The 26,231-nt window shown below is 73.5% G+C and carries 20 protein-coding genes; 6 read left to right on the top strand and 14 right to left on the bottom strand.

Annotated elements, in window-relative coordinates; genetic code table 11:
* Nucleotides 1–60: 60 nt before the first annotated feature.
* The 3 genes from smc to ACZ5CZ_RS01435 all read right to left on the bottom strand — a co-directional run bounded on the left by smc (nucleotide 61) and on the right by ACZ5CZ_RS01435 (nucleotide 4,756).
* On the bottom strand, nucleotides 61–3,639 hold the full coding sequence (gene smc / locus ACZ5CZ_RS01445; protein ID WP_468938172.1) for a chromosome segregation protein SMC: 3,579 nt from the start codon (nucleotides 3,637–3,639) through the stop codon (nucleotides 61–63).
* A gap of 250 nt (nucleotides 3,640–3,889) precedes the next feature.
* On the bottom strand, nucleotides 3,890–4,093 hold the full coding sequence (locus ACZ5CZ_RS01440; protein WP_385839728.1) for a hypothetical protein: 204 nt from the start codon (nucleotides 4,091–4,093) through the stop codon (nucleotides 3,890–3,892).
* A gap of 381 nt (nucleotides 4,094–4,474) precedes the next feature.
* On the bottom strand, nucleotides 4,475–4,756 hold the full coding sequence (locus ACZ5CZ_RS01435; RefSeq protein ID WP_467546949.1) for an acylphosphatase: 282 nt from the start codon (nucleotides 4,754–4,756) through the stop codon (nucleotides 4,475–4,477).
* A gap of 204 nt (nucleotides 4,757–4,960) precedes the next feature.
* Between ACZ5CZ_RS01435 and ACZ5CZ_RS01430 the strand changes: the two genes are divergently transcribed.
* Entirely contained in the window at nucleotides 4,961–6,187 is a 1,227-nt protein-coding gene (locus ACZ5CZ_RS01430; RefSeq protein WP_468938168.1) for a CAP domain-containing protein, read from the top strand.
* 14 nt (nucleotides 6,188–6,201) lie between these two features.
* Here ACZ5CZ_RS01430 and ACZ5CZ_RS01425 read toward each other — a convergent pair whose 3' ends face one another.
* A complete protein-coding gene (locus ACZ5CZ_RS01425; RefSeq protein ID WP_468938165.1) occupies nucleotides 6,202–6,786 on the bottom strand; it encodes a flavodoxin family protein in 585 nt (194 codons plus the stop codon).
* Nucleotides 6,787–6,896: 110 nt separating this feature from the next.
* Between ACZ5CZ_RS01425 and ACZ5CZ_RS01420 the strand changes: the two genes are divergently transcribed.
* On the top strand, nucleotides 6,897–7,313 hold the full coding sequence (locus ACZ5CZ_RS01420) for a winged helix-turn-helix transcriptional regulator (protein ID WP_385839732.1): 417 nt from the start codon (nucleotides 6,897–6,899) through the stop codon (nucleotides 7,311–7,313).
* A gap of 31 nt (nucleotides 7,314–7,344) precedes the next feature.
* Here the strand turns inward: ACZ5CZ_RS01420 and ACZ5CZ_RS01415 are convergent, their stop codons facing one another.
* From ACZ5CZ_RS01415 to ACZ5CZ_RS01375, 9 genes are all read right to left on the bottom strand, one after another.
* Complete coding sequence (locus ACZ5CZ_RS01415; RefSeq protein ID WP_468938162.1) at nucleotides 7,345–7,764, bottom strand: DUF6924 domain-containing protein; 420 nt, start codon at nucleotides 7,762–7,764, stop codon at nucleotides 7,345–7,347.
* A gap of 14 nt (nucleotides 7,765–7,778) precedes the next feature.
* Nucleotides 7,779–8,651: a bifunctional DNA-formamidopyrimidine glycosylase/DNA-(apurinic or apyrimidinic site) lyase gene (gene mutM, locus ACZ5CZ_RS01410; protein ID WP_467546942.1), complete on the bottom strand. Its 873-nt coding sequence runs from the start codon at nucleotides 8,649–8,651 to the stop codon at nucleotides 7,779–7,781.
* 106 nt (nucleotides 8,652–8,757) lie between these two features.
* Nucleotides 8,758–9,585, bottom strand: a complete 828-nt coding sequence (rnc, locus tag ACZ5CZ_RS01405; protein ID WP_385839735.1) for a ribonuclease III — start codon at nucleotides 9,583–9,585, stop codon at nucleotides 8,758–8,760.
* Between the two features lie 8 nt (nucleotides 9,586–9,593).
* The gene (rpmF, locus tag ACZ5CZ_RS01400) at nucleotides 9,594–9,767 is read right to left on the bottom strand and encodes a 50S ribosomal protein L32 (protein WP_003951102.1); all 174 of its coding nucleotides are present in this window, start codon (nucleotides 9,765–9,767) and stop codon (nucleotides 9,594–9,596) included.
* A gap of 2 nt (nucleotides 9,768–9,769) precedes the next feature.
* A complete protein-coding gene (locus ACZ5CZ_RS01395; protein WP_385839736.1) occupies nucleotides 9,770–10,414 on the bottom strand; it encodes a YceD family protein in 645 nt (214 codons plus the stop codon).
* A gap of 142 nt (nucleotides 10,415–10,556) precedes the next feature.
* The gene (locus tag ACZ5CZ_RS01390) at nucleotides 10,557–11,636 is read right to left on the bottom strand and encodes an ATP synthase F0 subunit B (RefSeq protein WP_468938159.1); all 1,080 of its coding nucleotides are present in this window, start codon (nucleotides 11,634–11,636) and stop codon (nucleotides 10,557–10,559) included.
* A 57-nt stretch (nucleotides 11,637–11,693) separates the two neighbouring features.
* Nucleotides 11,694–12,173 (bottom strand): pantetheine-phosphate adenylyltransferase, encoded by a 480-nt coding sequence (gene coaD / locus ACZ5CZ_RS01385; protein ID WP_385839738.1) that lies wholly within the window; start codon nucleotides 12,171–12,173, stop codon nucleotides 11,694–11,696.
* A gap of 26 nt (nucleotides 12,174–12,199) precedes the next feature.
* Nucleotides 12,200–12,787 carry a 16S rRNA (guanine(966)-N(2))-methyltransferase RsmD gene (gene rsmD, locus ACZ5CZ_RS01380; protein WP_385839739.1) on the bottom strand — a complete coding sequence of 196 codons (588 nt, stop codon included), beginning with the start codon at nucleotides 12,785–12,787 and terminating at the stop codon, nucleotides 12,200–12,202.
* A gap of 79 nt (nucleotides 12,788–12,866) precedes the next feature.
* On the bottom strand, nucleotides 12,867–15,893 hold the full coding sequence (locus ACZ5CZ_RS01375; protein ID WP_468938154.1) for a helicase-related protein: 3,027 nt from the start codon (nucleotides 15,891–15,893) through the stop codon (nucleotides 12,867–12,869).
* 199 nt (nucleotides 15,894–16,092) lie between these two features.
* Here ACZ5CZ_RS01375 and ACZ5CZ_RS01370 point away from each other — a divergent pair, with 199 nt between their 5' ends.
* Together ACZ5CZ_RS01370 and ACZ5CZ_RS01365 are read left to right on the top strand one after the other, a co-directional pair.
* Nucleotides 16,093–17,928, top strand: coding sequence for an HSP90 family protein (locus tag ACZ5CZ_RS01370; protein WP_468938151.1), 1,836 nt, complete (start codon nucleotides 16,093–16,095; stop codon nucleotides 17,926–17,928).
* On the top strand, nucleotides 17,928–20,906 hold the full coding sequence (locus ACZ5CZ_RS01365) for a tetratricopeptide repeat protein (protein ID WP_468938149.1): 2,979 nt from the start codon (nucleotides 17,928–17,930) through the stop codon (nucleotides 20,904–20,906). Before ACZ5CZ_RS01370 ends, ACZ5CZ_RS01365 begins: the two co-directional genes overlap by 1 nt.
* Before the next feature lie 36 nt (nucleotides 20,907–20,942).
* On the opposite strand, the gene ACZ5CZ_RS01360 is transcribed toward ACZ5CZ_RS01365, so the two are convergent.
* Nucleotides 20,943–22,640, bottom strand: coding sequence for a DAK2 domain-containing protein (locus tag ACZ5CZ_RS01360; RefSeq protein ID WP_468938146.1), 1,698 nt, complete (start codon nucleotides 22,638–22,640; stop codon nucleotides 20,943–20,945).
* 257 nt (nucleotides 22,641–22,897) lie between these two features.
* Between ACZ5CZ_RS01360 and rpmB the strand changes: the two genes are divergently transcribed.
* Together rpmB and ACZ5CZ_RS01350 are read left to right on the top strand one after the other, a co-directional pair.
* Complete coding sequence (rpmB, locus tag ACZ5CZ_RS01355; RefSeq protein WP_003993230.1) at nucleotides 22,898–23,083, top strand: 50S ribosomal protein L28; 186 nt, start codon at nucleotides 22,898–22,900, stop codon at nucleotides 23,081–23,083.
* Nucleotides 23,084–23,195: 112 nt separating this feature from the next.
* Nucleotides 23,196–26,222, top strand: coding sequence for an AfsR/SARP family transcriptional regulator (locus ACZ5CZ_RS01350; protein WP_468938144.1), 3,027 nt, complete (start codon nucleotides 23,196–23,198; stop codon nucleotides 26,220–26,222).
* Nucleotides 26,223–26,231: the final 9 nt, after the last annotated feature.

The following is a 26,231-nucleotide window of genomic DNA, read 5'->3' as shown; positions in this document are numbered from 1 at the left end:
CTCTGTGTTCAAGAAGTGAACACAGAGTGAGCTGATCTTTGGATTGATCTTGAAAAGCGGCTAGCGGAGCCGCTGGGAGATGACCTTTGACACACCGTCACCCTGCATCGACACGCCGTAGAGCGCGTCGGCGACCTCCATCGTGCGCTTCTGGTGGGTGATCACGATCAGCTGCGAGGCCTCCTGGAGCTCCTGCATGATCCGGATCAGCCGCTGGAGATTGGTGTCGTCCAGCGCCGCCTCGACCTCGTCCATCACATAGAACGGGCTCGGCCGGGCCTTGAAGATCGACACCAGCAGCGCGACGGCCGTCAGCGAGCGCTCCCCACCGGACAGCAGCGACAGCCGCTTGACCTTCTTGCCCGGCGGCCGGGCCTCGACATCCACGCCCGTGGTGAGCATGTTGTCCGGGTCGGTGAGCACGAGCCGGCCCTCGCCGCCCGGGAAGAGCCGGCTGAAGACACCCTCGAACTCGCGGGCCGTGTCCCGGTAGGCCTCCGTGAAGACCTGCTCGACCCGCTCGTCGACCTCCTTCACCACCTGGAGCAGGTCCGCGCGGGTCTTCTTCAGGTCGGCCAGCTGCTCGCTGAGGAACTTGTGCCGCTCCTCCAGCGCCGCGAACTCCTCCAGCGCCAGCGGGTTGACCTTGCCCAGCTGCTGGTACGCCCGCTCGGCGGCCCGCAGCCGTTTCTCCTGCTCGGCGCGGACGAAGGGGCGCGGCTGGTTGCGAGGGTCCTCGGGGTCGTCGGGCAGCTGCTCGCCGTCGGCGGGGGGCGAGGGCGGCACAGGCTGGTGCGGGCCGTACTCGGCCACCAGTCCCGCCGGCTCGACACCCAGCTCCTCCAGCGCCTTGGTCTCCAGCTGCTCGATCCGCAGCCGCTTCTCGGCGCCGAGTACCTCACCGCGGTGCACCGAATCCGTCAACTTGTCGAGTTCCGCCTTGAGTTCGCGCCCGGCGGCGCGCGCGGCGGCCAGCTCCTGCTCGCGCCGGGCCTTGGCCGCCTCGGCGACGGCGCGCTCCTGCTCGGCACGGGTGAGGGACACCTCGACATGGGCGAGCAGCTGCCGGGCGCCGGAGGCGACGGCCTCCCCGACGGCCGCCTCGTGCCGCAGCCGGGCCCGGCGCTGCTCCGCACGCGCGCGTGCCTCGCGTTCCGCACGGGCGGCCCGGTCCAGCGAGTCGGCCCGCCCGGCCAGCCCCTTGACCCGCTCCTCGTGGGTACGGACCTGGAGCCGGGCCTCCATCTCGGTCTGCCGCGCGTTCGCCCCGTCGGCGGCCAGCCGGTCCCGCACGGAGGTGTCCGGCTCCTCCTCGACGGGCATCTCCTCGGCCACGGCCAGCCGTTCGGCCAGTTCCTCGGCCTCCATGACGGCCGCCTCCAGCGCCTCCTGCGCGCGTGCGGCGGCGGCCGTGGACCGCTCGGCCTCCCCGGCGGCCGCGCGCGCCTGTCCGGCGAGCCGGCCGAGCTGCTGGGCGACGGCCGACTTCTCCCGGTCGGCGGTACGGCGCCGCTCGCCGAGCTCCTCCACCAGGGCCGCGGCCTCGGCGCGCCGTTCGGCCGCCGTGCGCTGCTCCTGGGCCAGCTCCTCGCACCGCACCGCCAGCTCGGCCAGCTCGGCCGCGGCCTGGTCCACGGAAGCCTGCACCTCCAGCAGGCTCGGTGCCCCGGCGGAACCGCCGTGTGCGAAGTGGGCGCCGAGGAGGTCGCCCTCGGCGGTGACGGCGGTGAGTTCGGGGTGCGCGTAGACGAGGTCCTCGGCGTCTTCCAGGGTGCCAACGACCACGATGCCGTGCAGGAGGCGGCGGACGGCGGGCATCAGTTCGGCGGGGCCGCGGACCAGGTCTGCCGCGAGGAGGGGGGTGCCGGGCCGTCGGTCGGCCGCGGGTTCGTCGTCGCTGGTCGCGCCCCGCGGCGGAGCCGCGTTCGCCAGCAGCAGTGCCGCCCGTCCCCCGTCCTGCTTGCGCAGCAGACGGATCGCCTCGGCCGCCGCTGCGGGGTTCGCCACCGCGATCGCGTCCGCCGCCGCGCCGAAGGCCGCCGCCAGCGGGACCTCGTAGCCCGGGGTGACCGACAGCAGTTCCGCCGCCGGGCCGAGGATCCCGGTGAGGCGGTCGCGGGCGCCGAGCAGTATGCCGGTGCCGTCCTTGCGGCGCAGGCCGAGCGCCAGGGCCTCGTGGCGGGCCTGGGTGGCGGCGCGGGTGCGCTCGGCCGCGGTGGCCGCCTCCCGGGCCGCGCTCAGCGCCGCTTCCGCCTCCGTCAGCTGCCGCTTGGCCGTCTCGTGCCGCTCGGCCAGGTCCGCGTCGTCGGCGTCCAGACCGTCGACCTCGGCCTGCAAGGCCTCGTACTCCTCCTGGGCGCGCACCGCGCGTTCCCGTGCCTCGTCGCGGGCGGTGGCCAGCCGGTCGATCTCGGCCTGGGCGGAGGCGGCACGCGAGCGGGCCGCGTTCACCTGCCCGGACAGCCGGGCCAAGCCCTCGCGGCGGTCGGCGATGGCGCGGGCGACGTCCTTCAGGCGGCGTTCCTCCACGGTCAGCTCGCGCTCCAGTTCGGCGCGGTGGGCGACGGTGTCGTCGAGCGCGCGCTGGGCCGCTTCCAGGGCCGCCGCCAGCTCCGCCTCCTGTTCCCGGATCCGGGCGGCCTCGCGCTCCAGGTCCTCGGGGTCCCGGCCGCGCCGCTCCTCGAGGGGCGCGGAGGTGGCGCTCTTCACCCGGGCGTCGGCCAGCGAGACGGTGCCCCGGACGCGTTCGGCCAGCCGGGACAGCTCGTACCAGGTCTGCTGGGCGCGTTGCAGCCGGGGCGTGAGCCGCCGTACCTCGTCCTCCAGCCGGGCCTCGCGCTGCGCGGCCTTCCGCAGCTCCTGCTCGGCCGTCTCCTTGCGCTCCTTCAGGGCCGCCTCGTCGGCGATCTCGGCTTGCAGGGCCTCGCGCAGTCGTACCAGGTCGTCGGCGAGCAGCCGGAGCCGGGCGTCCCGCAGGTCCGCCTGGATGACGGCGGCCCGGCGGGCCACCGCCGCCTGCCGGCCGAGCGGCTTGAGCTGGCGGCGCAGCTCCTCGGTGAGGTCCTGCACGCGCGCGAGGTTGGCCTGCATCGCGTCCAGCTTGCGCAGCGCCTTCTCCTTGCGCTTGCGGTGCTTGAGGACGCCGGCGGCCTCCTCGATGAAGGCGCGGCGGCCCATCGGGTCGGCGTGCAGAACGGAGTCGAGCTGGCCCTGGCCGACGATGACATGCATCTCGCGGCCGATGCCGGAGTCGGAGAGGAGTTCCTGGATGTCCAGCAGGCGGCAGGTGTCGCCGTTGATCTGGTACTCGCTGCCGCCGTTGCGGAACATGATCCGCGTGATGGTGACCTCGGCGTACTCGATGGGCAGCGCGCCGTCGGAGTTGTCGATGGTCAGCGACACCTCGGCCCGGCCCAGCGGGGGGCGGCCGGTGGTGCCGGCGAAGATGACGTCCTCCATCTTGCCGCCGCGCAGCGACTTGGCGCCCTGCTCTCCCATGACCCAGCTGAGCGCGTCCACGACGTTGGACTTGCCCGAGCCGTTCGGGCCGACCACGCAGGTGATGCCGGGCTCGAACCGGAGCGTGGTCGCCGAGGCGAACGACTTGAAGCCACGGAGGGTCAGGGCCTTGAGGTGCACGCCGGGGCACTCTACCCGCCGCCGCTATCTCACTCCATGAACCCTCGCAACCGCGCGGTTTCGCCAGTGAACAGGAAGGGCACACCGTACGTTAAAGAGGGTGAAAGGATGCGCGGGGGAAAGAAAGAAGGAAGGGACGCCGAAGCGTCCCTTGTCAACTCTGACGACCGGGTTGCGGTCGTCCGATCAACTGAGCGGTTGATACGGGCAGCCCGACCACAGCGACTGCTGTTGTGGAGCGATGCAGTGATCAGGTGAGCGCAGGCTCCGCCTGGTGTGCGTCGATGCTCTCCATGATCCTCTCCTGAGAGGCGGCAGCCGCCAGCGCTTCGTTCTCCGCCTGGATCCGGACCAGCTCGGACTCCAGGTCCTGTACGCGCTGCTGCAACCGTCGCATCTCGGCGAGGAGTCGAGGGTCGGAGCCGCCGACGTAACCGAGAAGCGCCTTTGCCATGATGGATGGTCCTCCACACTGAGTGACCGACCGATGCGGTGTGGGTCGTGAGGGATTTGCACCCGCGGTGCTTGGCACATCCGGGTGTTGCTCTGCTGTTGCTCCATGCCAAACAGCTAAGGTGCGCGGGGCTTTCAGCGTCTCACCAAAAAGTTTGACGGTCAACACGATCACGCCCTGTATTGACGGGCAAACCCGGGGCGCGGCCTTCAGAACGGCGGCGCTGAGACTCATCCGGGGCCCTGAGGGCGTGACGATCAGCTGTACCAGCGGAGCCTGCCACGACACGTCGTTCTTGGCAACCACCAGGTCGTTTCCCCGGACGGCGAGCGCCCCCGGTGGTCCGCCGCGCGCCGGGCGGCGCCGCCGCGCGGTACCGGATCAGCGCACGGCGAAGCCGTCGTAGCCGCCGCGGGGTGTGTCCCAGATCTCGGTGACGCCGTCCACGCGGCCGGGCGTGTCGTCACTCTGGAGCCAGTCGAGCAGCCCCTCACAGCCCTTCCGGGAGCCCTCGGCGACCACCTGGACCCGGCCGTCGGCCAAATTGAGAGCAAAACCACTCAGGCCGCCGATCTCCAGCGCCTTGGCCCGGGTGAACCAGCGAAATCCCACGCCCTGCACGTGTCCACGCACCCAGGCGACCAGTCGTACATCCTCGCTCATGGGTGCAACCTAACCGCCCGGTGTCGTCCGGGACACGTCGTCCCCCGGCGCCATGGGGTACCGTCCGGACCCATTGAGTCGCACACGCAAACTCACTCGGTCGAGTGAGCCGGGTGGACCGGAGGGAGTCCGGAGGGGGTCCCGGGGAGCCACTCGCCGCGCAGGTACCGGGTCGCCCGCGAGCACGAGGAAGAGGGCAAGGACATGGGACGCCACCGACGCTCCGCCGCCGGCCGCGCCGCCACGGGGGCCACGCACCCGGACCGCTCCACCACGGCAGGCGACGACCCGCAGCACCCGGCCGACCCGCAGCACACGGCCGGGGCTGAGCAGTCGGCCGGGGCCGAGCAGCCGGCCGCGGACAGCACCCCGTACCTGCTCCCGGAGGGCTACGCGGAGGTCACCGCCAGGAGCACGGCCTATCTGTTCGCGACGGACGACGAGCCCGCGGCGGCCTCCGGAGCGCCCGGCGGCCCGGCCGACGGCCGGCGCCCGCGGCGTCCCGGGCGGCCGGTGCGCGCGGGCCTGCTCGGCGCGACGGCGGCCCTCGCCATCGGCACGGCCGCGGCGGCCACGGGCTTCATGCCCGGCCTGGAGAACTACCGGCTCGGCGGTGGCACCCACGCCACCGGCGGCGACCGAATACCAACCGCCGCCTCGCCCGGCAACACGGCCACCCAGCAGGGCGGCACCTCGGGCAGCGCGGCCGGCGGGACCGGCCCGGCCCCGGCGTCGGGCGGCGGCGCCAAGGCGTCCCCGTCGTCCTCCCCCTCGGCCACCGGCCCGTCCGCTTCCCCGTCGTCCTCTCCGTCGTCCTCCCCCTCGGCGTCACCTTCGGCTTCGCCCTCCGCTTCCCCCTCTGCCTCGCCCTCGAAGACGGCGTCCGGGCCGGCCTCGCCGACGCCCTCGAAGAAGCCGACGGCCTCGAAGAAGCCGACGGCCTCCGCGAAGCCGACGGCCGCTCCCACCCGGCCGCGGAGCACCCCCTCGCGTACGGCGACCCCGGCTCCCTCGGCCCCCACGGTGACCTCCGTGCCGGTGACCGTCTCGGCGCAGACCGCCGCCGAGGCGGAGGTGTTCAAGCTGGTCAACGAGGAGCGGACCAAGGCCGGGTGCAGCGCGCTGGCGGTGAACTCCTCGCTGACCAAGCTGGCGGAGGCGTTCAGCGCCGACATGGCCGCGCGGAACTTCTTCGACCACACCGACCCGGACGGCAGGACGCCGTGGGACCGGGCCGCGGCGGCCGGCATCACGGGTCTGGGCGGCGAGAACATCGCCCGCGGGCAGGCCGACGCGGCGGCCGTGATGGATGCCTGGATGAACAGCTCCGGCCACCGCGCCAACATCCTGAACTGCGAGTTCAAGACCCTCGGTGTCGGCGTGCACTTCGGCCCGGGCGGGCCGTGGTGGACGCAGGACTTCGGGTACTGATCCCGCCCCGCCCGTTACGCGGCCGCGCGGCCCCGCGCGAAGACCGCGGCCGTCTCGGTGACCCGGCGGCCCAGGTGCTCGGCCGTGGCTATGTCGGCCTTGTGGACGCCCTCGGGACCCTGGTCGTTGTTGCTCTGCGCGGCGGCACCGCTGAAGAAGCCGAGACGGTTGAGGTCGTTCTCGGAGGCTTCGCTGCTGTTCCAGCCGGGGAGCAGGCCGAGGTTGACCCAGTGCATGCCGTGCTGGGCGGCCAGGGTCTGGAAGAACTGGAGGGTGTGCAGCTTGTCGCCGCTCTTCGAGGCCGAGTTGGTGAAGCCGGCGGCCAGCTTGTCCTGCCAGGCCCGGGTGAACCAGCGGCCGGAGGTGGTCTCGGCGAAGGCGTGGAAGGCGCCGGACGCGGTGCCCATGTAGGTGGGCGAGCCGAAGACGATCGCGTCGGCGCGGTCCAGGACCGCCCACTGCTCGTCGGTGATCTCGTCCACCTTGACCAGGTGCACCTCGGCGCCCGCCTCGGCGGCGCCGGCCCGGACGGCCTCGGCGAGGACGGTGGTGTGGCCGAAGCCGGAGTGGTACGCGATGGCAACGACAGGGGTGGTCATGGGAATTCCAACTCCTCGGGTGGACAGCTCCAAGCGATGACCAAAGGAAAGCACTAACTTCTAGTTAGTGCAACCTGGCGGTTAGCGCTGCGCTCGCGTAGGCTTGTGATATGAGCGCCCGCACCGAAGAACCCCTCACCGAGGCCACCGCCGAGGATCACGAGGACCTCGCCTACAACGTCTTCGCGAAGGCCTGCCCGTCGCGCGGCACGCTGGAGCACGTCACGGGGCGCTGGGGCGCACTGACGCTCGGCGCGCTGTACGAGGGTTCGCTGCGCTTCAACGAACTGCGCCGCCGCGTTGACGGGGTGAGCGAGAAGATGCTGTCCCAGACGCTGCACGCGCTGGAGCGCGACGGCCTGGTGCACCGCGAGGCCCAGCCGACCAACCCGCCCCGGGTGGACTACGAACTCACCCCCCTCGGCCGCCAGGTCGCCGAGCGGCTGCTCGCGCTCATCCACTGCGTGGAGGGCGCCATGGACGAGGTACTGGCCTCCCGCGAGGCCTACGACGGCCGGCAGGCGTAGTCCCACGCCGGCCGGCAGCCGCAGCGGGAGATCACTCGCCGCCGGAACCGCGGTAGGTGCCCGAGCCGTCGACCGAGTCCGCGAACTCGGCGAAGTCCACGTTGGCGATCATCAGGTTGGCGGAGATGTCGGGGAACCAGCGCGCCGGGACCCGGAAGGTCCGGCCGGGCTCGTCCGCGAGGTCGACGGCCAGCAGGCGGTGCTCCGGGTCGGCCATGGTGACCGAGTCCGCGAGGAACACCTCGAAGACCTTGTCGCCCTCGTCGGCGGCCGCCTCCTCGGCGAGCAGCGCCTGCACGCTCACCCCGGCGAAACGCGGGTCGTCGACCAGGACGGAGGTCGAGAACTCCTCGGCCGCCTCGATCTCGGCGCACACCGCGGCCCAGTCCGCGTCGTCGCGGAAGTCCGTGCGCAGAACGAGCGAGAACTCCTCGTGCCCGGGCAGTGCCATACCGTGTGTCCCCCTCAGCCCCGGGCGGCCGGGCGGGGGCGCGGGGGCCGCTGGCAGGTGGGGCAGAAGTAGCTGGAGCGGTTCATCCAGGGGCGGCGGCGCATCGGCGTACCGCAGCGGCGGCAGGGCAGGCCCTCACGGCCGTAGGCGTCCAGGGAGCGGTCGAAGTAGCCCGACTCGCCGTTGACGTTGACGTACAGGCTGTCGAAGCTGGTGCCGCCCTCGGCGAGGGCCGCGTTCATCACGTCCCTGATGTGGCCGAGGAGTTCGGCGGTGACCGGCCGGGTGAAGTGGGCGGTGGGCCGCTCGTAGTGGATGCGGGCGCGCCACAGCGCCTCGTCCGCGTAGATGTTGCCGACCCCGCTGATCAGCGACTGGTCCAGCAGGGCCCGTTTGACCGTGGTCCGCTTGCGGCGCAGCGCCTGGTGGAAGGCGTCGTCGTCGAACAGCGGATCGAGGGGGTCGCGGGCGATGTGCGCGATGACGTCGGGCAGGCCTTCTTCGGTGTTGTCGTGCAGCGAGAGGCCGCCGAAGGTGCGCTGGTCCACGAAGCGCAGCTCGGTGCCGAGGGAGTCGGCGAACCGGATGCGGATCCGCAGGTGCTTCTCGTCCGGCGCGTCGTGCGGCTGCACCAGCAGCTGGCCGCTCATGCCGAGATGGGCGAGAACGGACTGGTTCGTCTCCTCCAGCGGCAGCCACAGGTACTTGCCGCGCCGGCGCGGAGCGCCGATGTGCTGTCCCTTGAGCCGGTGCGCGAAGTCGTCCGGGCCGGCCAGGTGGCGGCGTACGGCGCGCGGGTGCAGCACCTCGACCTCGGCGACCGTGCGATGGGCGGCCCACCGCTCCAGTCCGCGTCGTACGACCTCGACCTCGGGCAACTCGGGCATCGGTGAACCCCCGTGACGAACCGGTGGATGAGCCGAGCGCCCGCTCCGGTGCCGCCAGGGGCTCGGAGCGGGCGCTCGGTACTGCTCAGGACCTGCTCGGAACAGGTCAGGCGGTGGCGGACGACGAGGCGTCGTCCCGGGCGGCCTCCTCGGCCGCCTTCGCTGCCTTGGCTCGCTCGTCCGCCGCGGCCCGGATGGACCGCCAGGCGGACTCGGCGGCCTGCTGCTCCGCCTCCTTCTTGCTGCGGCCGGTGCCGGTGCCGTACGAGACGCCCCCGACGCGGGCAGCAGCAGTGAAGGTCTTCTCGTGGTCGGGGCCGGTCTCCGTGACCAGGTACTCGGGCACGCCGAGTCCCTCGGTCGCGGTCAGCTCCTGAAGGGATGTCTTCCAGTCCAGGCCTGCGCCGAGGTTGGAGGACTTCTCGATCAGCGGGTCGAACAGGCGGTGCACCAGTTCGGAGGCCGCGTCGAGGCCCTGGTCGAGATAGACCGCGCCGATCACCGCTTCCAGGGTGTCGGCGAGAATGGATGCCTTGTCCCGGCCGCCCGTGCCCTCTTCGCCCCGGCCGAGCCGGATGAAGGAGCCCAGGTCGAGGCCACGGCCGACCTCCGCCAGCGCACGCGAGTTGACCACCGCGGCCCGCAGCTTGGCCAGCTGGCCCTCGGGCAGGTCGGGGTGGGTGCGGTACAGCGTGTCCGTGACGACGAGACCGAGGACGGAGTCACCGAGGAACTCCAGCCGCTCGTTCGTCGGCAGACCGCCGTTCTCGTACGCGTAGGAACGGTGGGTCAGCGCACGCACCAGAAGGGCGGACTCGACCTGGTAGCCGAGCCGCCCTTCCAGAAGCGTGTGGGACGAGGCCTGGTTGTCCACCGGGCCATCCCCGCTGACGCGGGGAGCGTTCTTCTTCGCCGTGGACACAGTGCCTCTCACCAGCCCGCTCAGACTTCGAGGACCTGGCGCTTGTTGTAGGTGCCGCAAGACGGGCACGCGATGTGCTGCTGCTTCGGCTCGTGGCAGCGCTCGCACGCAACCAGGGTGGGGACCGCAGCCTTCCACTGCGACCGGCGGTGGCGCGTGTTGCTGCGCGACATCTTCCGCTTCGGAACAGCCACGGCTACTTCTCCTGCTTCTCGTCGACGCCCGCTTCGGCGCCGCTCATCTCGTCCTTCTCGCCGTCCGTCTTCGAACCGGCGAGTCCCTGCAAAGCCGCCCAACGGATGTCGACGGCATCATGGTGGTGGTCCGGGTCGTCCGCGAGCCGGGCTCCGCACTCGGAGCACAGACCCGGGCAGTCTTCCTGGCACACCGGCTGCATCGGCAGTGCGAGCACCACCGCATCACGCAGCACAGGTTCGAGGTCGATCAGACCGTCCTCGATGAAGAGCCTGTCCTCGTCGTCCTCGGCGTCGTCGCCCGGTTCCGCGATCACGCGGCCCCGGTCGTCGGCGTCAGGGTACGAGAACATCTCCTGGAAGTCCGCATCGAGCTCCAGCTCGACCGGCTCCAGACACCTTACGCACTCCCCCTCGGCCGCTGCACGGGCGGTGCCTGTGACAAGCACCCCTTCCATGACCGACTCGAGTCGGAGTTCGAGCTCCATCGGGGCACCTTCCGGCACTCCGACGACTCCCTGGATCCCGAGGTCCCGGGGAGCGTCGATCTCGCGGGTCAGGCGCTGCAGCGCGCCAGGACGCCGGCCCAGCTCGTGCGTGTCGATCACGAGGGGGTTGCGGTGGTCAAGGCGGGCGTTGGGAGCCATTCCTGCTTTCGATCTTCGAACTCGAAGGGACGCCACCCGCCGGTGTCTGCGGGCAGCGCTGATCGCGGACGTACACGCGACCGAACAGCCAGGATACTGGACCTTTCGCTCTGGGCCCAATCGGGTGCCGGCCGCCCTCCGGCTAGAGACCCCGCCCCTGCTCGTAGGCGCGCAGCTGCTCCGCGCTGATCATGCTCGTGTCGAAGAGGCTGGTCTCGTCCAGGGCCGCGTAGCCCGCTTGGGGCTGCTGCGGGGCCTGGTGGGGCTCATGGGCCTGCTGGGGCGCGTAGGCGGCCTGCTGGGGGTCGTAGCCGCCCTGGTAGGCGTAGGGGTCGGCCTGCTGGTAGCCGTAGGGGTCCTGCTGGCCGTAGGCGGGCTGCTGCGGGAAGCCGCCGTAGGGGTCCGGCTGCTGCTGCTCGTACGACGCGTAGGCGGGCTGCGGGTCGTACGACGGCTGCTGCGGCTGCTGTTGCCGTTCGGGGCGCTCGGCCGGGGTGTCCTGCTCGGCGAGGGCCGCGAGGTCGGCGAGGTAGTCGGCGTCGCTGGAGTGCTGGAAGGTCGTGGTGTCGTCGGCGAGCGCGCCGAGGTCGTCCGTGGCGATCCGGCCGTGCAGCTTCTGCCGGCCGCGGCCGACGGCCTCCAGGGTCTTGGCGAGGACCGCCTCGAAGGCGCCGAGCTTGGCGTCGACGTACTGGTCGGCGTTGTGCCGCAGGGTCTCCGGGTCGTGGCTGCGCTCGGGGGCGTCCTCGTCCTCGTAGCCGTTCTCGTCCACGCCGGGGCCGGTGCCGAGCAGCTTCTCGCGGCCGCGGCCGACCGAGCCGAGGGTCTTGGTGAGGACGACCTCGAAGTTGGCGAGCTTGGAGTCGACATAGTCGTCGGCCTCCGCGCGGACCTCCTCTGCCTCCTTGCGGGCCTCGGCGAGGATCCGGTCGGCCTCGGCCTGGGAGCGGCGGGCGATCTCGGTGTCGGAGATCAGCGAGCCGCGCTCGGCGTGCGCGTTCTCGATGATCCGCTCGGCCTCCAGCCGGGCCTGCTCGACCATCTGTTCACGGTCGCCGATCAGCTCCTGCGCCTGCGCGAGGGAGCCGGGCAGCGCCTGGCGCAGCTCTTCCAGCATCGCGAGCAGCTCGGCGCGGTTGATCACGCACGACGCCGACATGGGCATGGACCGGGCGCCGGAGACCGCGGAGACGATCTCGTCGAGCTTCTTCTGCACGTCCACCTGTGCTCGCCACTCTCTACAGCCGGGTTGGAGACGGACGGGACGACTGTAGCCCCATCAGTCCCGGCGCAGGCGCGTGTTCAGGGCCTCGAGGACCGGGGCCGGCACCAGGTGGGAGACGTCGCCGCCCCAGGCCGCGACCTCCTTGACGAGCGAGGAGGACAGGAAGCTGTAGGTGGGGTTGGTGGGCACGAACAGCGTTTCGACGCCGGTCAGGCCGTTGTTCATCTGGGCCATCTGGAGTTCGTAGTCGAAGTCGCTGACGGCGCGCAGGCCCTTGACGATGGCGGGGATGTCGCGCTGCTTGCAGAAGTCGACCAGCAGGCCGTGGAAGGACTCGACCCGGACGTTGGCGTAGTCGGCGGCGACCTCGCGGATCAGCTCGATCCGCTCCTCGATCTCGAAGAGGCCCTTCTTGGACTGGTTGATCATCACCGCGACGTAGACCTCGTCGTAGAGCCGAGAGGCCCGGGCGATGATGTCGAGGTGTCCGTTGGTGATCGGGTCGAACGACCCGGGGCATACGGCGCGGCGCACTTGTGATCCCTCGCTCTCCGGTCCGGTCATCGTGCGTCTTCGCACGTAGAGGCGGCGCGACCGTACCAAAACGTTCCCTCGCCGTAGCGGCGGGACCGGATCGGTTCGAACCCGTCCGGCCACCGGAATTCACCGCCTCTGGTGCTGCGCTCCACGGTGACGAGCGCTTGCTCAGCGAGCCAGCCCTCCGAGTGGAGTGTGAGCAGAATCTCCCGAAGATCGTCGTCCGTGACGGCGTACGGCGGGTCGAGAAAGACCAGGTCGTACGGGTCTTCGGGGGCCGGCGCCCTGATGACCTGTTCCGCTTTGCCCGCTCTGACCTCGGCGCCGGGAAGGCCCAGGTTCTTCACGTTCTCCCGGACGACTCGCGCCGCGCGGGCGTCGGCTTCGACGAGGAGGGTGTGGCTCGCGCCCCGGGAGAGGGCTTCCAGGCCCACGGCGCCCGAGCCGGCGTAGAGGTCGAGGACCCGTTCGCCGTCCAGGGGGCCGCCCAGCAGGGACTGCCAGGTGGAGAAGAGACCTTCACGGGCCCGGTCGGAGGTGGGGCGGGTCCCGGTGCCGGGGGGTACCGAGAGGCGCCGTCCGCCGGCCCGGCCGGCGATCACGCGGGTCATGTGGGGTCCTTCTTCGTGAGCGGCTTTGCGTTCATTGTGGCTGGTCGCGCGGTTCGGCGCGCCCCTGGGTAGGTCTCCTTCAGCCCTTTTCCAGGTACTGCTCCCGCTCCTCGTCCAGCAGGGCGTCCAGCGCCGTCCGCAGACCCGGCAGCTGCTCCAGGTCCGGGTCGCTCGCCACCAGGGCCGTCGCCTCCTCCCTGGCCTCCGCGATGACCTCCTCGTCCTCGATGACCGCGAGGACGCGGAGGCTGGAGCGGGCGCCGGACTGGGCCTGGCCGAGGACGTCGCCCTCGCGGCGCTGTTCGAGGTCGATCCGGGAGAGTTCGAAGCCGTCGAGGGTGGCGGCGACCGCGCCCAGGCGCTGGCGGGCGGGGCTGGCCTCGGGCATCTCGGTGACCAGGAGGCACAGCCCGGGGGCCGAGCCACGGCCCACCCGGCCGCGCAGCTGGTGGAGCTGGGAGACGCCGAAGCGGTCGGCGTCCATGATCACCATGGCGGTGGCGTTGGGGACGTTCACACCGACCTCGATGACGGTGGTGGCGACCAGGACGTCCGTCTCGCCGGCGGCGAAGCGGCGCATCACGGCGTCCTTGTCGTCGGGGTGCATCCGGCCGTGCAGGACCTCCACCGTCAGGCCCTGGAGGGGACCGCGGCGCAGCTGGTCGGCGACGTCCAGGACGGCGAGCGGCGGGCGCTTCTCGGCCTCGTCCTCGGGGGACTTCTGCTTGGCCTTCTTCGGGTCCTCCTCCTCGTCGCCGATGCGCGGGCAGACCACGTAGGCCTGGTGGCCGGCCGCGGCCTCCTCGCGGATGCGCTCCCAGGCGCGGGCGAGGAAGTGGGGCTTGTCGGCGGCCGGTACGACATGGGTGGCGATCGGGGAGCGGCCGGCCGGGAGCTGGTCGAGGACGGAGGTCTCCAGGTCGCCGAAGACGGTCATGGCGACCGTGCGCGGGATGGGGGTGGCGGTCATGACGAGGAGGTGCGGGGGCTGTTTGCCCTTGCCGCGCAGGGCGTCGCGCTGCTCGACGCCGAAGCGGTGCTGTTCGTCCACGACGACCAGGCCGAGGTCGTGGAACTGGACCTTGTCCTCGATCAGGGCGTGGGTGCCGACGACGATCCCGGCCTCGCCGGTGGCCAGGTCCAGCATTGCCCGCCGGCGTGCGGCGGTCCCCATCGATCCGGTGAGCAGCACGACCTTGGTGGCCCGCTCGGCGCCGCCCAGCATCCCCCCTTCGGCAAGGTCGCCCATCATCTCGGTGATGGAGCGGTGGTGCTGCTGGGCGAGGACCTCGGTGGGCGCGAGCATGGCCGCCTGGCCGCCGGCGTCGACCACGGCGAGCATGGCTCGGAGGGCCACCATCGTGTTGTGGGTCACCGTGAAGTGGTCGGTGACGTAGGCGTGGCTGGGATGGCGGACGCTGATGCACTGGACCGGTTTGCGCCCCACGTGCTCGACGGCCCGGATGCCGCGGCTCAGGGCGTCACCCCGGGGGTGCGGGCGCAGCCGGGCGGCGTGGGGGCTGAGCCGGAACGGGGGGTGGTCCTCGGGCAGTTCCACCGAGACGTGGAACGCGGACCGCCGCGCCAGTACCCGGGCCCGGCCGCCCAGGGAGCGCACGAGCCAGGCCACGTCGTCGGCCAGGGGCTGGGAGTCGGTGGCGAGAAAGGCGCCGGTCCCGTCCCGGTCGACGGTGCCCTGGCTGTCCATGAGCCCCTGGAGGAGGGCGAGGCGGTTCTTGACCGAGGTGTTCCGGAAGGCGTCGGGAACGGGCCGCGGGCCGGGCGGGACGGAGCCGTCGCCGAGGCCGAGTCCGAAGCGGTAGGGGTCCGCGGGGAGCGGGGAGCCGTCGCCGAGGTCCACGGGGGTGGCCGGCGGGATGTGCCACTTCGGCGATCCGTCCGCCTCCAGCAGGTCGTCCCTGAGGGCGCGGGTGGTCAGCACCTCGGGAGGCTCGCCGCTGTCCCGGCCGCGCCGCGTGCCGACGATCCAGAGGTGTTCGTCGTCGCACTCCACCGCGCTTCCGTCGGACAGCACGAGGCGCCACACGTCCCGCTCCCCCTGCGGGAAGATTCCGTCGACCGGCGCGGTCTCGCCCGACGGCACGACGACCTCGTCGCCCACCTCCAGCTCGCCCATGCGCCGGAACCCGCGCGGGGTGAGCACGAGCGAGTCCAGCGGCTGGGCCTTGCCGGAACCCACCTCTCCCTGGAGGAGCCGGTGCATGGGGTGTTCGGTGGCGAGGTCGGCGAAGATCTCGCGGGAGACCTTCTGCTGGCCCTCGGTGAGGGTGAAGGGGAGGCGGTCGTCGAAGGCCGCGAGCAGGCCGTCCGGTCCGGGGCGGCGGGGGACGGCCGGGAGCAGGGTGTCGGCGTGCCGGCGGCGGGCCAGGGCGACCTGGAGCACGAAGGCCTCGTCCCACTTCAGGCGGGCGCGGGCGTCGGCGATGTCGGCCTTGGTGTGCGGGCGGTGGATCTTGAGCAGGGCCTCGGGGAGCGGGAGCAGCCCGCGGCCCTCGCGCAGCGCGGGCGGCAGCGGGTCGAGTGCCTCCTGGGCGCTGGGCAGGACCGTCTGCACCGCCTTGCCGATCTTCCAGGACTCCAGTTTGGCGGTGGCCGGGTAGATGGGGATCAGCGCGCCGGCCCAGGTCTCGACCGCTTCCTCGCCGTCCCCGCGCAGCAACTCATAGGCGGGATGGGCGAGTTGGAGCCGGCGGTTGAAGACGGAGACCTTGCCGGCGAACATCGCGCGGGTGCCCGGGAGCAGCTCCTTGTGCGGCTTGTGCACGCCGTTGCCGAAGAAGACCAGCTGGAGCCGGCCGCTGCCGTCGGTGATGGTCACCTCCAGGCGCTGGCCCTTGCCGCGGGGCGCCTTGGCGGAGGCGAAGGAGTGCAGGCGGGCGTCGGCGACCATGGCGACCACCGTGACGTGCTCGTCCATGGGGAGGTCGGCGAGGTGGGTGAGCTGACCGCGCTCCTCGTATCTGCGCGGGTAGTGATGCAGGAGGTCGCCGACGGTGTGCAGGCCGAGATGCTCGGCCATCACCTTGGCGGTGGCGGGGCCGAGCACCTTCTTCAGTGGTTCTTCCAGTGCGGGCACGAGATCCATTGCACACCACGCCACTGACAATGCCGTACACGCTGCCCCGCGGCTTTCCGCCCGCACCGCCGGAAACCTGAGGAAACCCCTGGTCAGGTGGAGTGCTCCAGGCCTAGGATGGCGCGCTCCGGCCATCCTTCGCGGTCACCGCCCCAGCCGGGACCGCCCGACCCCGCGCCGCACGCGCTCCTCCCCCGGCGCAGTGACGATGGACTCCCAGACCCCACAGCCAGCCCAGGCATCCCAGTCACCCCACCCACCCCACACGTTCCAGGTCGACCTGCGTGGTCTGGTGGACCTGCTCTCCCATCACCTGTACTCCAGTCCCAAGGTCTACCTGCGCGAGCTGCTCCAGAACGCCGTGGACGCGATCACCGCCCGGCGGGACGGGCAGCCGGACGCGCCGGCGCTGGTCCGGCTGCACACGGCGCAGGGCGCGCTGCGGGTGGAGGACAGCGGTGTCGGGCTCACCGAGGCCGATGTGCACAGCCTGCTGGCCACCATCGGCCGCAGCTCCAAGCGGGCCGAGGGGCTCCAGGAGGCCCGCTCGGGCTTCCTCGGCCAGTTCGGCATCGGCCTGCTCGCCTGCTTCCTGGTCGCCGAGCGGATCCGGGTGGTCAGCCGCAGCGCCCGGACGCCCGGGGCAGCGCCGGTGGAGTGGACGGCGCGGGACGACGGGTCGTACACCGTGCACACCCTGCCGGACGCCGAGCGGCCCGAGCCGGGCACGACGGTGTATCTGACCGCGCGGGCCGGCGCCGCGGAGTGGCTGGCCCCGGAGCGGGTGCGCCGGCTGGCCCGGGACTTCGGCTCGCTGCTGCCGTACGACGTCCAGGTGGACGGGCAGCCGGTCACCGAGCTGCCCGCGCCCTGGGACCGGCCCTATCCCAGCCCCGCCGCACGCCGGGTGGCGCTCGCCCGGCACTGCCAGGAGCTGTTCGGGTTCACCCCGCTGGACTCGGTCTCCCTGGACGTGCCGCTGGCCGGTGTCCGCGGGGTGGCGTATGTCCTGCCGTCGGCCGTGAGCCCGGCCCAGCGGGCGACCCACCGGGTGCATCTGAAGGGCATGCTGCTCACCGAGCGCGCCGAACAGCTGCTGCCCGACTGGGCGTTCTTCGTGCGCTGTGTGCTGGACACCGACAGCCTGCGGCCGACCGCCTCGCGCGAGGCGCTGTACGAGGACGAGACGCTGGCCGCCGTGCGGGAGGCGCTCGGGGAGCGGATCCGGTCCTGGTTGACCGGCCTCGCCGCCGGGGACCCGGAGCGGCTGGCCGCGTTCCTCTCCGTGCACCACCTGGGCGTGAAGTCGCTCGCCCGGCACGACGGCGACATGCTGCGCACGATGCTCCCGTGGCTGCCGTTCGAGACGACGGACGGCCAGCTGTCCCTGGAGGAGTTCGCCCAGCGGCACCGGGTGGTGCACTTCACCCGGACCGTCGAGGAGTTCCGGCAGGTCGCGCCGATCGCCTCCGCGCAGGGGGTCGGGGTGGTCAACGGCGGCTACACGTACGACAGCGAGCTGGTCGAGGCGCTGCCCCGGGTGCGGCCCGGGACGGTGGTCGCCGAGCTGGACGCGGACACCGTGACCGCGCATCTGGACCTGGTGGACACGGCCGAGGAGCTGGCGCTGTCCGGGTTCCTGGCGGCCGCGCGGGCCAGGCTCGACCCGCTGGGCTGTGACGTCGTACTGCGGGCCTTCCATCCGCTGTCGGTGCCCGCGCTGCATCTGGACGACCGGGCCGCCCGGCACGAGCAGGCCCGCGCGGCGGCCGAGGAGCAGGCCGACGACCTGTGGGCGGGCATCCTGGGCTCGCTGCGCGACAGCGCACCGCGCGCGCGGCTGGTGCTCAACCACCTCAACCCGCTGGTGCGCAGGATCGGTTCGCTCGGCGACCCGGAGCTGATCGGCACGGCGACCGAGTCGCTGTACGGGCAGGCGCTGCTGAGGGCGCAGCGGCCGTTGCGGTCGGCCGACTCGGCGCTGCTCAACCGGGCGTTCATCGGCCTTCTGGAGTGGGCCACGCATGGGGAGAACGGCAGCTGATGGGTGAGATCGCGGACTTCGACGCGCTGCGCCGGGCGATGGCGGAGAACTCCGAGCAGCCGGAGGGCCCGGCCCGCAACGCGCGCGCGGAGGAGCTGCTCGCCGAGGCCGAGCGGCTGGATGTGCCGCTCGCCGTGATCGAGGCGCTCGGGCATCAGCTGAAGGTCTACAACTACAGCTCCGAGAAGGCGAAGATGTTCGTCCCGTTCGCGCGGCTGCTGCGCATGTGGGACGAACGGCCGGAGGACTTCGACGAGTACGAGACGCATTCGCTGCACTGGGTCTTCAAGTGGATGTCGGCGGGCATGCTGGACCAGCCGCACATCCCGCTCGCCTCGGTCGAGAAGTGGCTCGGCGAGATGGAGCACCGCTACCGGCTCGCCGGGTACTCCGAACGGGCCGTGCGCAGCGCGGAGTTCAGTGTGGCCGCGCATCTCGGGGATGTGCCGCGGGCCGAGCGGGCGTACGCCGCCTGGCTGGCCGCCGACCGGGACCAGATGGCCGACTGTCACGCCTGCGAGCTGCACGGGCAGGGCTTCTGGCAGGCCGAGCGGGGCCGGGACGAGGAGGCGCTGCGGCTGTGGCAGCCGGTGCTGGACGGCGAGTTCGCCTGTGCGCACGAGCCGCACACCGTGCTCGCCTCCTCGCTGGCGCCGCTGCTGCGCCTGGGCCGCCTGGACGAGGCCCGCGCGCACCATCTGCGGGGTTTCCGGCTGGTCCGGGCGATGGAGAGCATGCGGGGCGCGTACGCGGACCATGTGGAGTTCTGCGCGCTGACCGGCAACGAGGCGCGCGGTCTGGAACTGCTCGCCGAGCGGCCCGCGTACTTCACGGACACCGGGCATCCGCGCAGCCGGATGGAGTTCCTGGCCGTGGTGGCGCTGCTGATGGAGCGGCTGACCGGGCTGGGGCTCGGCGCGCGGCGGGTGCCGGGCCCGGCCGGGCGGACCTGGACCGCCGGTGAACTCGCCACGCACGCGCGTGCGGAGGCGCTGGAGCTGGCGGAGCGGTTCGACCGCCGCAACGGCACCTCGTCCGTCGGCGACCGGGTACGCGCGCGTATGGCGCAGCGTCCGCTGGTGGAGCGGCTCCCGCTGGGCGTGCGGACGGCACGGGCGGCCGCGGCGCCGGTGGTCGCGCCGCCGGCCGCCGGGCCGGCGCCCGCCGAGGCTGCCGACCTGGCCGCCCTGCTGGCCGAGGCGCGGCGGATGTCGGACACCTTGCAGCCGAACGCGCTCGAGGCGTGGGCGGCGGTGGCGCGGGCCGCCGAGGGTGTGCAGCTGGCCGCGCGGGACCGCGCGGAGCTGACCGACCACGAGGCGATGGCCCGCGGTCCCGAGGGCGTCGGGCTGTTCGAGCGGGCCGCCGCGGAGTACGCGGAGGCGGGCGACCCCGGTGAGGCGCTGGCGGCACGCGCGCGTGGCGCGTACGTACGGGCCCTGGAGGGCGAGGTCGACGCGGCCCTGACAACGGTCTCCGGTCTGTACGACGAGGTCCTGGCGCTCTACGCCGACGGGGCCACCGGGGTGCGCCAGACCGCGGCGGTGCTGATGAGCCGGGCCCGGACGCTGATGCGCCGGGTGCACCAGGCCGCCGAGCGAGGCGCGAACGGTGCCGTCGAGGCCGCCGCCGGCGCCGCCGAGGCCGCGGCGCGGGAGGTGCTCGCGCTGGTCGGCGGGCGGGCCGGGGACGATGTGCGGCTGGTCGCCCGGGACGGCGAGGCGCGGGCGATGCTCGCCGAGCTGGCCGGGCTGACCGGCGACGCCGGGCGGGCGGCACGGCTGTTCCGGGAGGCGGCCGACGTGTATGTGGGCGCCGGGCTGCCCTGGTTCGCCGTCGAGTACGAGGTGCAGATCGCCGCGCTGGCCCACCAGGCCGGTGACATCGCCGGGGCCGAGCGGGCGCTGCGGGCGGCCCTGGCGCACGGCGGGGCGCATGTGGAGCCGGTCGGCCGGGCTCAGCTGCATCTCCAGCTCGCCGAGGTGATCGGCTCCCGGGGCGCGGCCGAGGAGGCGGCGGACCATGCCCTCGAGGCCGCGCACTGGGCCGACGAGGCCGGTGCGAGCGGCACGGTGGGTGCCTGGGCGCGGCAGCAGCTGGGCGGCTTCCTGCTGCGCCAGGGCCGGTGCGCGGAGGCCGCCGAGGTGCTGGAGTCGGCGCTCGCCGACCTGAGCGCCGAGACGCACGGCGACGGCGCGGTCGTCCAGGCCCGCTGGTGGCTCGGGGACTGCCTGGCCGAGCTGGGCGAGCACCGGGAGGCCGCCGGGCAGTGGCTGCGGGCCGCCGAGACCGCCCGGCACTGGCCCGAGCAGCAGGACCACGCCACGCTCGCCCATCTGGCCGCCGGTTCGCTGGCCCACGCCGGGCTCGCCGAGGAGGCGGACCGGGCCTACAGGCGCGCGGGCGAGCTGTGGCGCGCGCTCGGCAACCCCCAGTTCCTGGTCCGCTCGCTGCGGGCCCGCGCCTGGCTGGCGCTGCGCGGCGCCGTGGGTGCGGCGGGTGCGCGGGCGCTGATGGCGGACGCGGTACGGGAGTGCGAGACGGCGCTCGCGGCCACGGCGGACCCCGCCGTCCGGGCCCAGCTCGGCGCCGAACTGGGCGATACCCACCGGCAGTTCGCGGAGCTGCTGGCCCGCTCGGCGTCCGAGGCGGACGGCGAGGGCGAGGAGGCCGAGGACGCGGTGATCCAGGAGGTGTTCGAGGCGGCGCTGGAGCAGATGGAGCGGGCCGTGGCGGTGTTCGACGCGCTCGGCGCGGCCGGCCTGCACAGCCGTACCGGCGCGGAGCTGGGCGCGGGCTGGCTGGAAGCGGATCTGGGCCGTCCGGCGGCAGCGGCGGCACGCGCGCGTGCCGTGCTCGCGGCCTACGCGGACGCCGGTGCGGCGGACGGGCCGGACCAGGCCGACGAGACGGTCCGCGCCCGGTGCGCGGAGGCCGCCCAGCTGCTCCAGGCGGCGCGGACCGAGACGGAGGGCTGAGCCGGGCCCCCGCTCAGCGGAGGGCCGCTCCCCTGCTCACTCCACCCCGATGAGCAGCAGCGCGCCCTGCCGGCCACCCTGGTACACCACCGTGTCCACGGCCAGGTAGGACTCCCGGACCCGGGTCTGGAGGCGCTCGGCGACGGCCTCGGGGGCGCCGTCGCCGACGACGAGGGTGACCAGCTCGCCGCCGGCCTGGAGCATGCGGTCCAGGACCGTCTCGGCGGTGGCGGCGACCTCCGGGCCGATCACCGCCACATCGCCGTCGATCAGGCCCAGGACGTCCCCGGCCTGGCAGATGCCGGCCGTCGTCCAGGACTGGCGTTCGGCCACGGTGATCTCGGCGTAGCGGGTGGCGCCCGCCGCCGAGGTCATCTGGACGACGTCCTCGTCGAAGCGGCGTTCCGGCTCGTGCACGGCGAGCGCGGCGATGCCCTGCACCGCCGAGCGGGTCGGGATCAGCGCCACCCGGATGCCCTCGGTGCGGGCCTGCTCGGCGGCTGCGGCGGCGGTGTGGCGCAGTTCGGAGTCGTTGGGCAGCAGGACCACCTCGCGCGCGTGGGCCCGCCGTACCGCCTCCACCAGCTCCCCGCTGGCCGGCGGCTCCCCGGGGCGCGCCAGGACGGTGGTCGCGCCGGCCTCGGTGTACAGCCCGGCCAGGCCCTCGCCGGGGACGACGGCGACGACGGCCCGCTGGGCGCGCTCGCGCGGGTGCGGCCGGCCTGCGGTGTGCACGTCGCCCAGCCCGAAGTGGGTGATCCGGATCCGGTACGGCCGGCCCGCCTCCACACCCGCCTCGACGGCGGCACCGGCGTCGTCCACATGGACATGCACGTTCCACAGCCCGTCGCCGCCGACCACCACGAGGGAGTCGCCGAGGGCGTCGAGCCGCGTGCGCAGCCGGGCCACGGCCGCGTCGTCGGCCTCCAGGAGATAGATCACCTCGAAGGCGGGGCCGCCGGTTCCGGCGCCCTCGGGGCACCCGCCGGGGCCGGGAGCGCACGCGCGCGCGTGGACGGCGTCCGCCGTGTCGCCCCGGGCCACGGCGTGCCCGCGCACCGTCTCCGGCGCGACCGGCTCCCCGGTGACCGCCTCCACCAGCGCCCCCAGCACCGTCACCAGTCCGCTGCCGCCCGCGTCCACCACGTGGGCCCGCTCCAGCACGGCCAGCTGGCCGGGGGTCGCCGCCAGGGCGGCCCGCGCCCCGGCGTAGGCGGCCCGGGCGACGGCCGCGCAGTCGCCCTCGGCTCCGTCGGCGGCGTCCGCGGCGGCCGAGGCGACGGTGAGGACGGTGCCCTCGACCGGATGGGCCACGGCCTGCCGGGCGGAGTCGGCGGCCCGGCGCAGGGCCAGCCGCAGCTCCGCACCGTCGATGTGGGGTACGTCACGGTCCCCGCCGTCCGCGAGGACCTGGGCCATGCCGCGCAGCAGCTGGGCGAGGATCGTCCCGGAGTTGCCCCGGGCGCCGATGAGCGCTCCGTGCGCCATGGCCCGTACCGCGTCCGCGAGGGACGGCTCGGCGGAGCCGGTCCCGTACCCGGCGAACACGGCCTCCACGGCCGTCGCGGCGGACTCCACCGTCAGATAGAGGTTGGTCCCGGTGTCGCCGTCGGCCACGGGGTAGACGTTGATCGCGTCGATCTCCTCCCGTGCCCGGCCGAGCGCCCGGAGCGCCAGACCGCACCAGGTGCGCACCGCGAGAGCATCGAGGAATGTCTGCGGCACCTGCGCCACCTGCGCCTCCCTGAGCTGGCTGGACGTGGCACGCAGCGTAGACCCCGGGCCGGTGTCCGGCCGAGGCGGGCCGGGAGCGGGGCACCGATCCGCCATGGTAGTTTCGTTCTGCTGGCGCGGCCGTTGTATGCTGCTCCGGTTGCCCGATCCAATCGGGCTGTTCCCCTGGCACCGCCACTCAGATCTCAGGTCGTACGATCTCGATCCCGGCATGCCGGGATTAACCGTAAGTGCATCTGAAGTCTTTGGAGTGACCCGTGGCTGCCAACTGCGACGTCTGCGGCAAGGGGCCGGGCTTCGGCAACAACATCTCGCACTCGCACCGCCGTACGTCCCGCCGCTGGAACCCGAACATCCAGCGTGTGCGTACCGTGGTCGGCGGGACGCCGAAGCGCGTGAACGCCTGCACCTCGTGCATCAAGGCCGGCAAGGTCTCGCGCTGACGCACCAGCTGAGCGCGCGGCCACTGCCTGGTCCGCTGCACTGAGCCGGTCCACCTTCGGGTGGGCCGGCTTTTTGCCGTACCCGCGCGCGGTGGATGGAACAATGCGCAGAATGCGCTTCGGCATTCTGGGCCCCCTGGAGATCCGCACCGGCGACGGCACCCTTCTGTCCCCCGGCGGCCCCCGCCCCCGCGCGCTGCTCACCCTGCTGCTCCTGGACGCCGGCCGCGCGGTCTCCGTGGAGCGTCTGCTGGACGGCCTGTACGGCGCCGAGCCGCCCGCCGGTGCCGCGAACGCGCTCCAGTCGCAGATATCCCGGCTGCGCGGGCGGCTCGCCCCGCACGCCCGCATCGACGCGGTCCCCGCCGGTTACACCCTCGCCGTCGGCCCCCGGACCGTGGATCCGGACACCGTCGACGCCCACCGGTTCGCCCGGCTCGCCGCCGAGGGCCGTACCGCGCTCGCCGCCGCCGACCACCCGCGCGCGGCGGCGCTGCTGCGGGACGCGCTCGCGCTGTGGCGCGGCCCGGCGCTGCCCGACCTGCCGGACGCGCACGCCGACCGGACCCGGCTCGCGGAGCTGCGGCTGGCCGCCGTACAGGACCGGATCGAGGCGGAGCTGGGGCTCGGCGGCGGGGCGGAGCTGGTGCCGGAGCTGCGGGCGCTGCTCGCGGAGCATCCGCTGGCCGAGCGGCCGTACGGACAGCTGATGCGGGCGCTGCACGCCGCCGGGCGGCCCGCCGAGGCGCTCACGGTGTACGAGGAGGCGCGGCGCACGCTCGCCGACCAGCTGGGCACGGATCCGTCGGCCGAACTTTCCGCGCTCCACCGGGAGCTGCTCCGGGGCGGCCCCGAGGCCCCCGTCCGGCCCACGCTGCCGGCCCAGCTGACCCGTTTCGTCGGCCGGGAGGCGGAGCTGGCCCGGGTCGAGGAGGCGCTGGCCGGCTCCCGGCTGGTGACGCTCACCGGCCCCGGGGGCGTCGGCAAGACCCGGCTGGCGCTGGAGGCGGCCCGGTCCCGCACCGGCACCGAGGTGTGCCTGGTGGAGCTGGCCCCGCTCGCCGACGGCTCCCGGATCCCGTACGCGGTGCTGGCGGCGCTCGGGGTGCGGGACGGCTTCCGCAACCCGGCCACGGACGCGGCGGCCCGGCTGCTGGCCGCGCTGGCCGACCGGGCCGTTCTGCTGGTGCTGGACAACTGCGAGCATCTGGTCGAGGCCGCCGCACGGACGGTCGCCCGGGTGCTGGCCGCCTGCCCGGACGTCCGGGTGCTGGCGACCAGCCGGGAGTCGCTGGCCATCACGGGCGAGGTCCTGGTGCCCGTGCCGCCGCTGCCGGAGGAGTCCGCCGTACGGCTGCTGCTGGACCGGGCGCGAAGTGTGCGCCCCGGCTTCGACGGGCACGCGCGCGCGGCGGAGATCTGCCGGGCGCTGGACGGACTGCCGCTGGCGATCGAGCTGGCGGCGGCACGGCTGCGCACGCTGTCGGCCGAGGAGCTGTCCGACCGGCTGCACGACCGGTTCCGGCTGCTCACCCGAGGAGACCGGGCCAAAGCGCCCCGGCACCGCACGCTGCGCGCGGTGGTGGAGTGGAGCTGGGAGCTGCTGGACACGGCGGAGCGGGAGCTGGCGAGCCGGCTGACCGTCTTCGCCGGGGGCGCCACGCTGGACGCCGTGGCGGCCGTGTGCGGGGTGCCGTACCCGGAGGACGCGCTGGCGTCCCTGGTGGAGAAGTCCTTCGTCGAGGTGGCCGACGGGCGCTACCGGATGCTGGAGACGATCCGCGCCTTCGCCGCCGAGTCGCTGGCCGAGCCGGCGGCGCTGCGGGCGGCGCACGCCGGGTACTTCCTGCGGCTGGCCGAGCGGGCGGAGCCGGCCCTGCGCGGCGGCGGGCAGCTGCCCTGGCTGGCCCGGCTGACCGCCGAGCAGGACAACCTGGACGCGGCGCTGCGCCATCTGACCGCGACCGCGCCCGGGGACGCGCTGCGGCTGATGGCCGCCCTGACCTGGTTCCGGCGGCTGCGCGGCCTGCACGGCGACCGGGTGCCGCGGGCCCGGGCGCTGCTCGCGGCGGTCGGCGCCGAGCCGCCGCCCGGGCTGGCGGAGGAGTACGCCCTGTGCGTGATGAACGCCGTGTCCGGGCAGGGCGACGATCCCGAGGACGCCGCTCTCGTCGCGCGCGCGGCCGCCGTCATGGCCACGCTGGACAGACCGCTGCGGCTGCCGTTCACGGTGGTGCTGTGGTCCCTCACCGGCGGCCCCCTGCTGAGCACGGACGCGCGGGTGCGGGCGCAGATCGGGCAGGAGCCGTGGAGTCTGGCCCTGCTGGACGTCGGCCTCGCCTACCAGGCGCTGTTCGCGGGGCGGGCCGCGGCGGCGGAGGCGGCCTTCACGCGCGCGTGGGAGGGCTTCCGGGCGACCGGGGACCGCTGGGGACTGGCCAACTGCCTCGATCCGCTGGCCGGGTTCGCGTACGGCCGCGGCGAGTACGCGCGGGCGCTGGCCCTGCTGGACGAGGGCCTGGTGCACGTCCGGGAGCTGGACGCGCCCGAGGAGACCGCCGATCTGCTGCGCACCCGTGCGATCACCCTGCTGGGCCGGGGATCCGCGCAGGAGGCCGCCGCGCACTTCACGCGCTCGTACGACCTGGCCCGCGCCGCCGGGGCGACCGACAAGGCGGCCGGGGCGCTGCGCGGCCTGGGCGATGTGGCCCGGCTGACCGGGGACCCGGCACGCGCGCGCGTGCACTACGAGAACGCCCTCCACACCTGTGCGGCCACCTGGTTCAGCGTCGGCGAGACGGCGCGGATCATGATCGGGCTGGCGCGCACGGCCGCCGCCGAGGGGGACCTGGGCACCGCCCGCGAGTGGCTCGCCCAGGCCCACGCCCAGGCCCTGGAGTCGCCGGAGGTGCTGCTGCTGGCCGATGTCGCCGACGCGCTCGCGGCCGTGGCCCCGCGGCCGGAGCGGGCGGCCGAACTCCTCGGCGCCGCCGCGGGCCTGAGGGGCACGCCGCAGCTCGGCGACCCCGATGTCGTGACGACGACGGAGCACACGCGTGCGTGCCTGTCCCCAAAGGAGTTCGAGCAGGCCTTTGAGCAGGGCCGGAAGCTTCGGTCAGCGGCGGTCAGCGAACGGTAGGCGCACGGT

The sequence above is a fragment of the Streptomyces sp. NPDC031418 genome, assembly GCF_055581605.1.
This window is presented reverse-complemented; position numbering and strand designations above follow the sequence as displayed.

Excerpts from the sequence above, each read along its gene's own strand:
- ACZ5CZ_RS01440 (WP_385839728.1), bottom strand. The coding sequence starts at position 4,093 with ATGGCAAAGGCGCTTCTCGGTTACGTCGGCGGCTCCGACCCTCGACTC.
- ACZ5CZ_RS01435 (WP_467546949.1), bottom strand. The coding sequence starts at position 4,756 with ATGAGCGAGGATGTACGACTGGTCGCCTGGGTGCGTGGACACGTGCAG.
- ACZ5CZ_RS01430 (WP_468938168.1), top strand. The coding sequence starts at position 4,961 with ATGGGACGCCACCGACGCTCCGCCGCCGGCCGCGCCGCCACGGGGGCC.
- ACZ5CZ_RS01425 (WP_468938165.1), bottom strand. The coding sequence starts at position 6,786 with ATGACCACCCCTGTCGTTGCCATCGCGTACCACTCCGGCTTCGGCCAC.
- ACZ5CZ_RS01420 (WP_385839732.1), top strand. The coding sequence starts at position 6,897 with ATGAGCGCCCGCACCGAAGAACCCCTCACCGAGGCCACCGCCGAGGAT.
- ACZ5CZ_RS01415 (WP_468938162.1), bottom strand. The coding sequence starts at position 7,764 with ATGGCACTGCCCGGGCACGAGGAGTTCTCGCTCGTTCTGCGCACGGAC.
- mutM (WP_467546942.1), bottom strand. The coding sequence starts at position 8,651 with ATGCCCGAGTTGCCCGAGGTCGAGGTCGTACGACGCGGACTGGAGCGG.
- ACZ5CZ_RS01395 (WP_385839736.1), bottom strand. The coding sequence starts at position 10,414 with ATGGCTCCCAACGCCCGCCTTGACCACCGCAACCCCCTCGTGATCGAC.
- rsmD (WP_385839739.1), bottom strand. The coding sequence starts at position 12,787 with ATGACCCGCGTGATCGCCGGCCGGGCCGGCGGACGGCGCCTCTCGGTA.
- ACZ5CZ_RS01375 (WP_468938154.1), bottom strand. The coding sequence starts at position 15,893 with ATGGATCTCGTGCCCGCACTGGAAGAACCACTGAAGAAGGTGCTCGGC.
- ACZ5CZ_RS01370 (WP_468938151.1), top strand. The coding sequence starts at position 16,093 with ATGGACTCCCAGACCCCACAGCCAGCCCAGGCATCCCAGTCACCCCAC.
- ACZ5CZ_RS01365 (WP_468938149.1), top strand. The coding sequence starts at position 17,928 with ATGGGTGAGATCGCGGACTTCGACGCGCTGCGCCGGGCGATGGCGGAG.
- ACZ5CZ_RS01350 (WP_468938144.1), top strand. The coding sequence starts at position 23,196 with ATGCGCTTCGGCATTCTGGGCCCCCTGGAGATCCGCACCGGCGACGGC.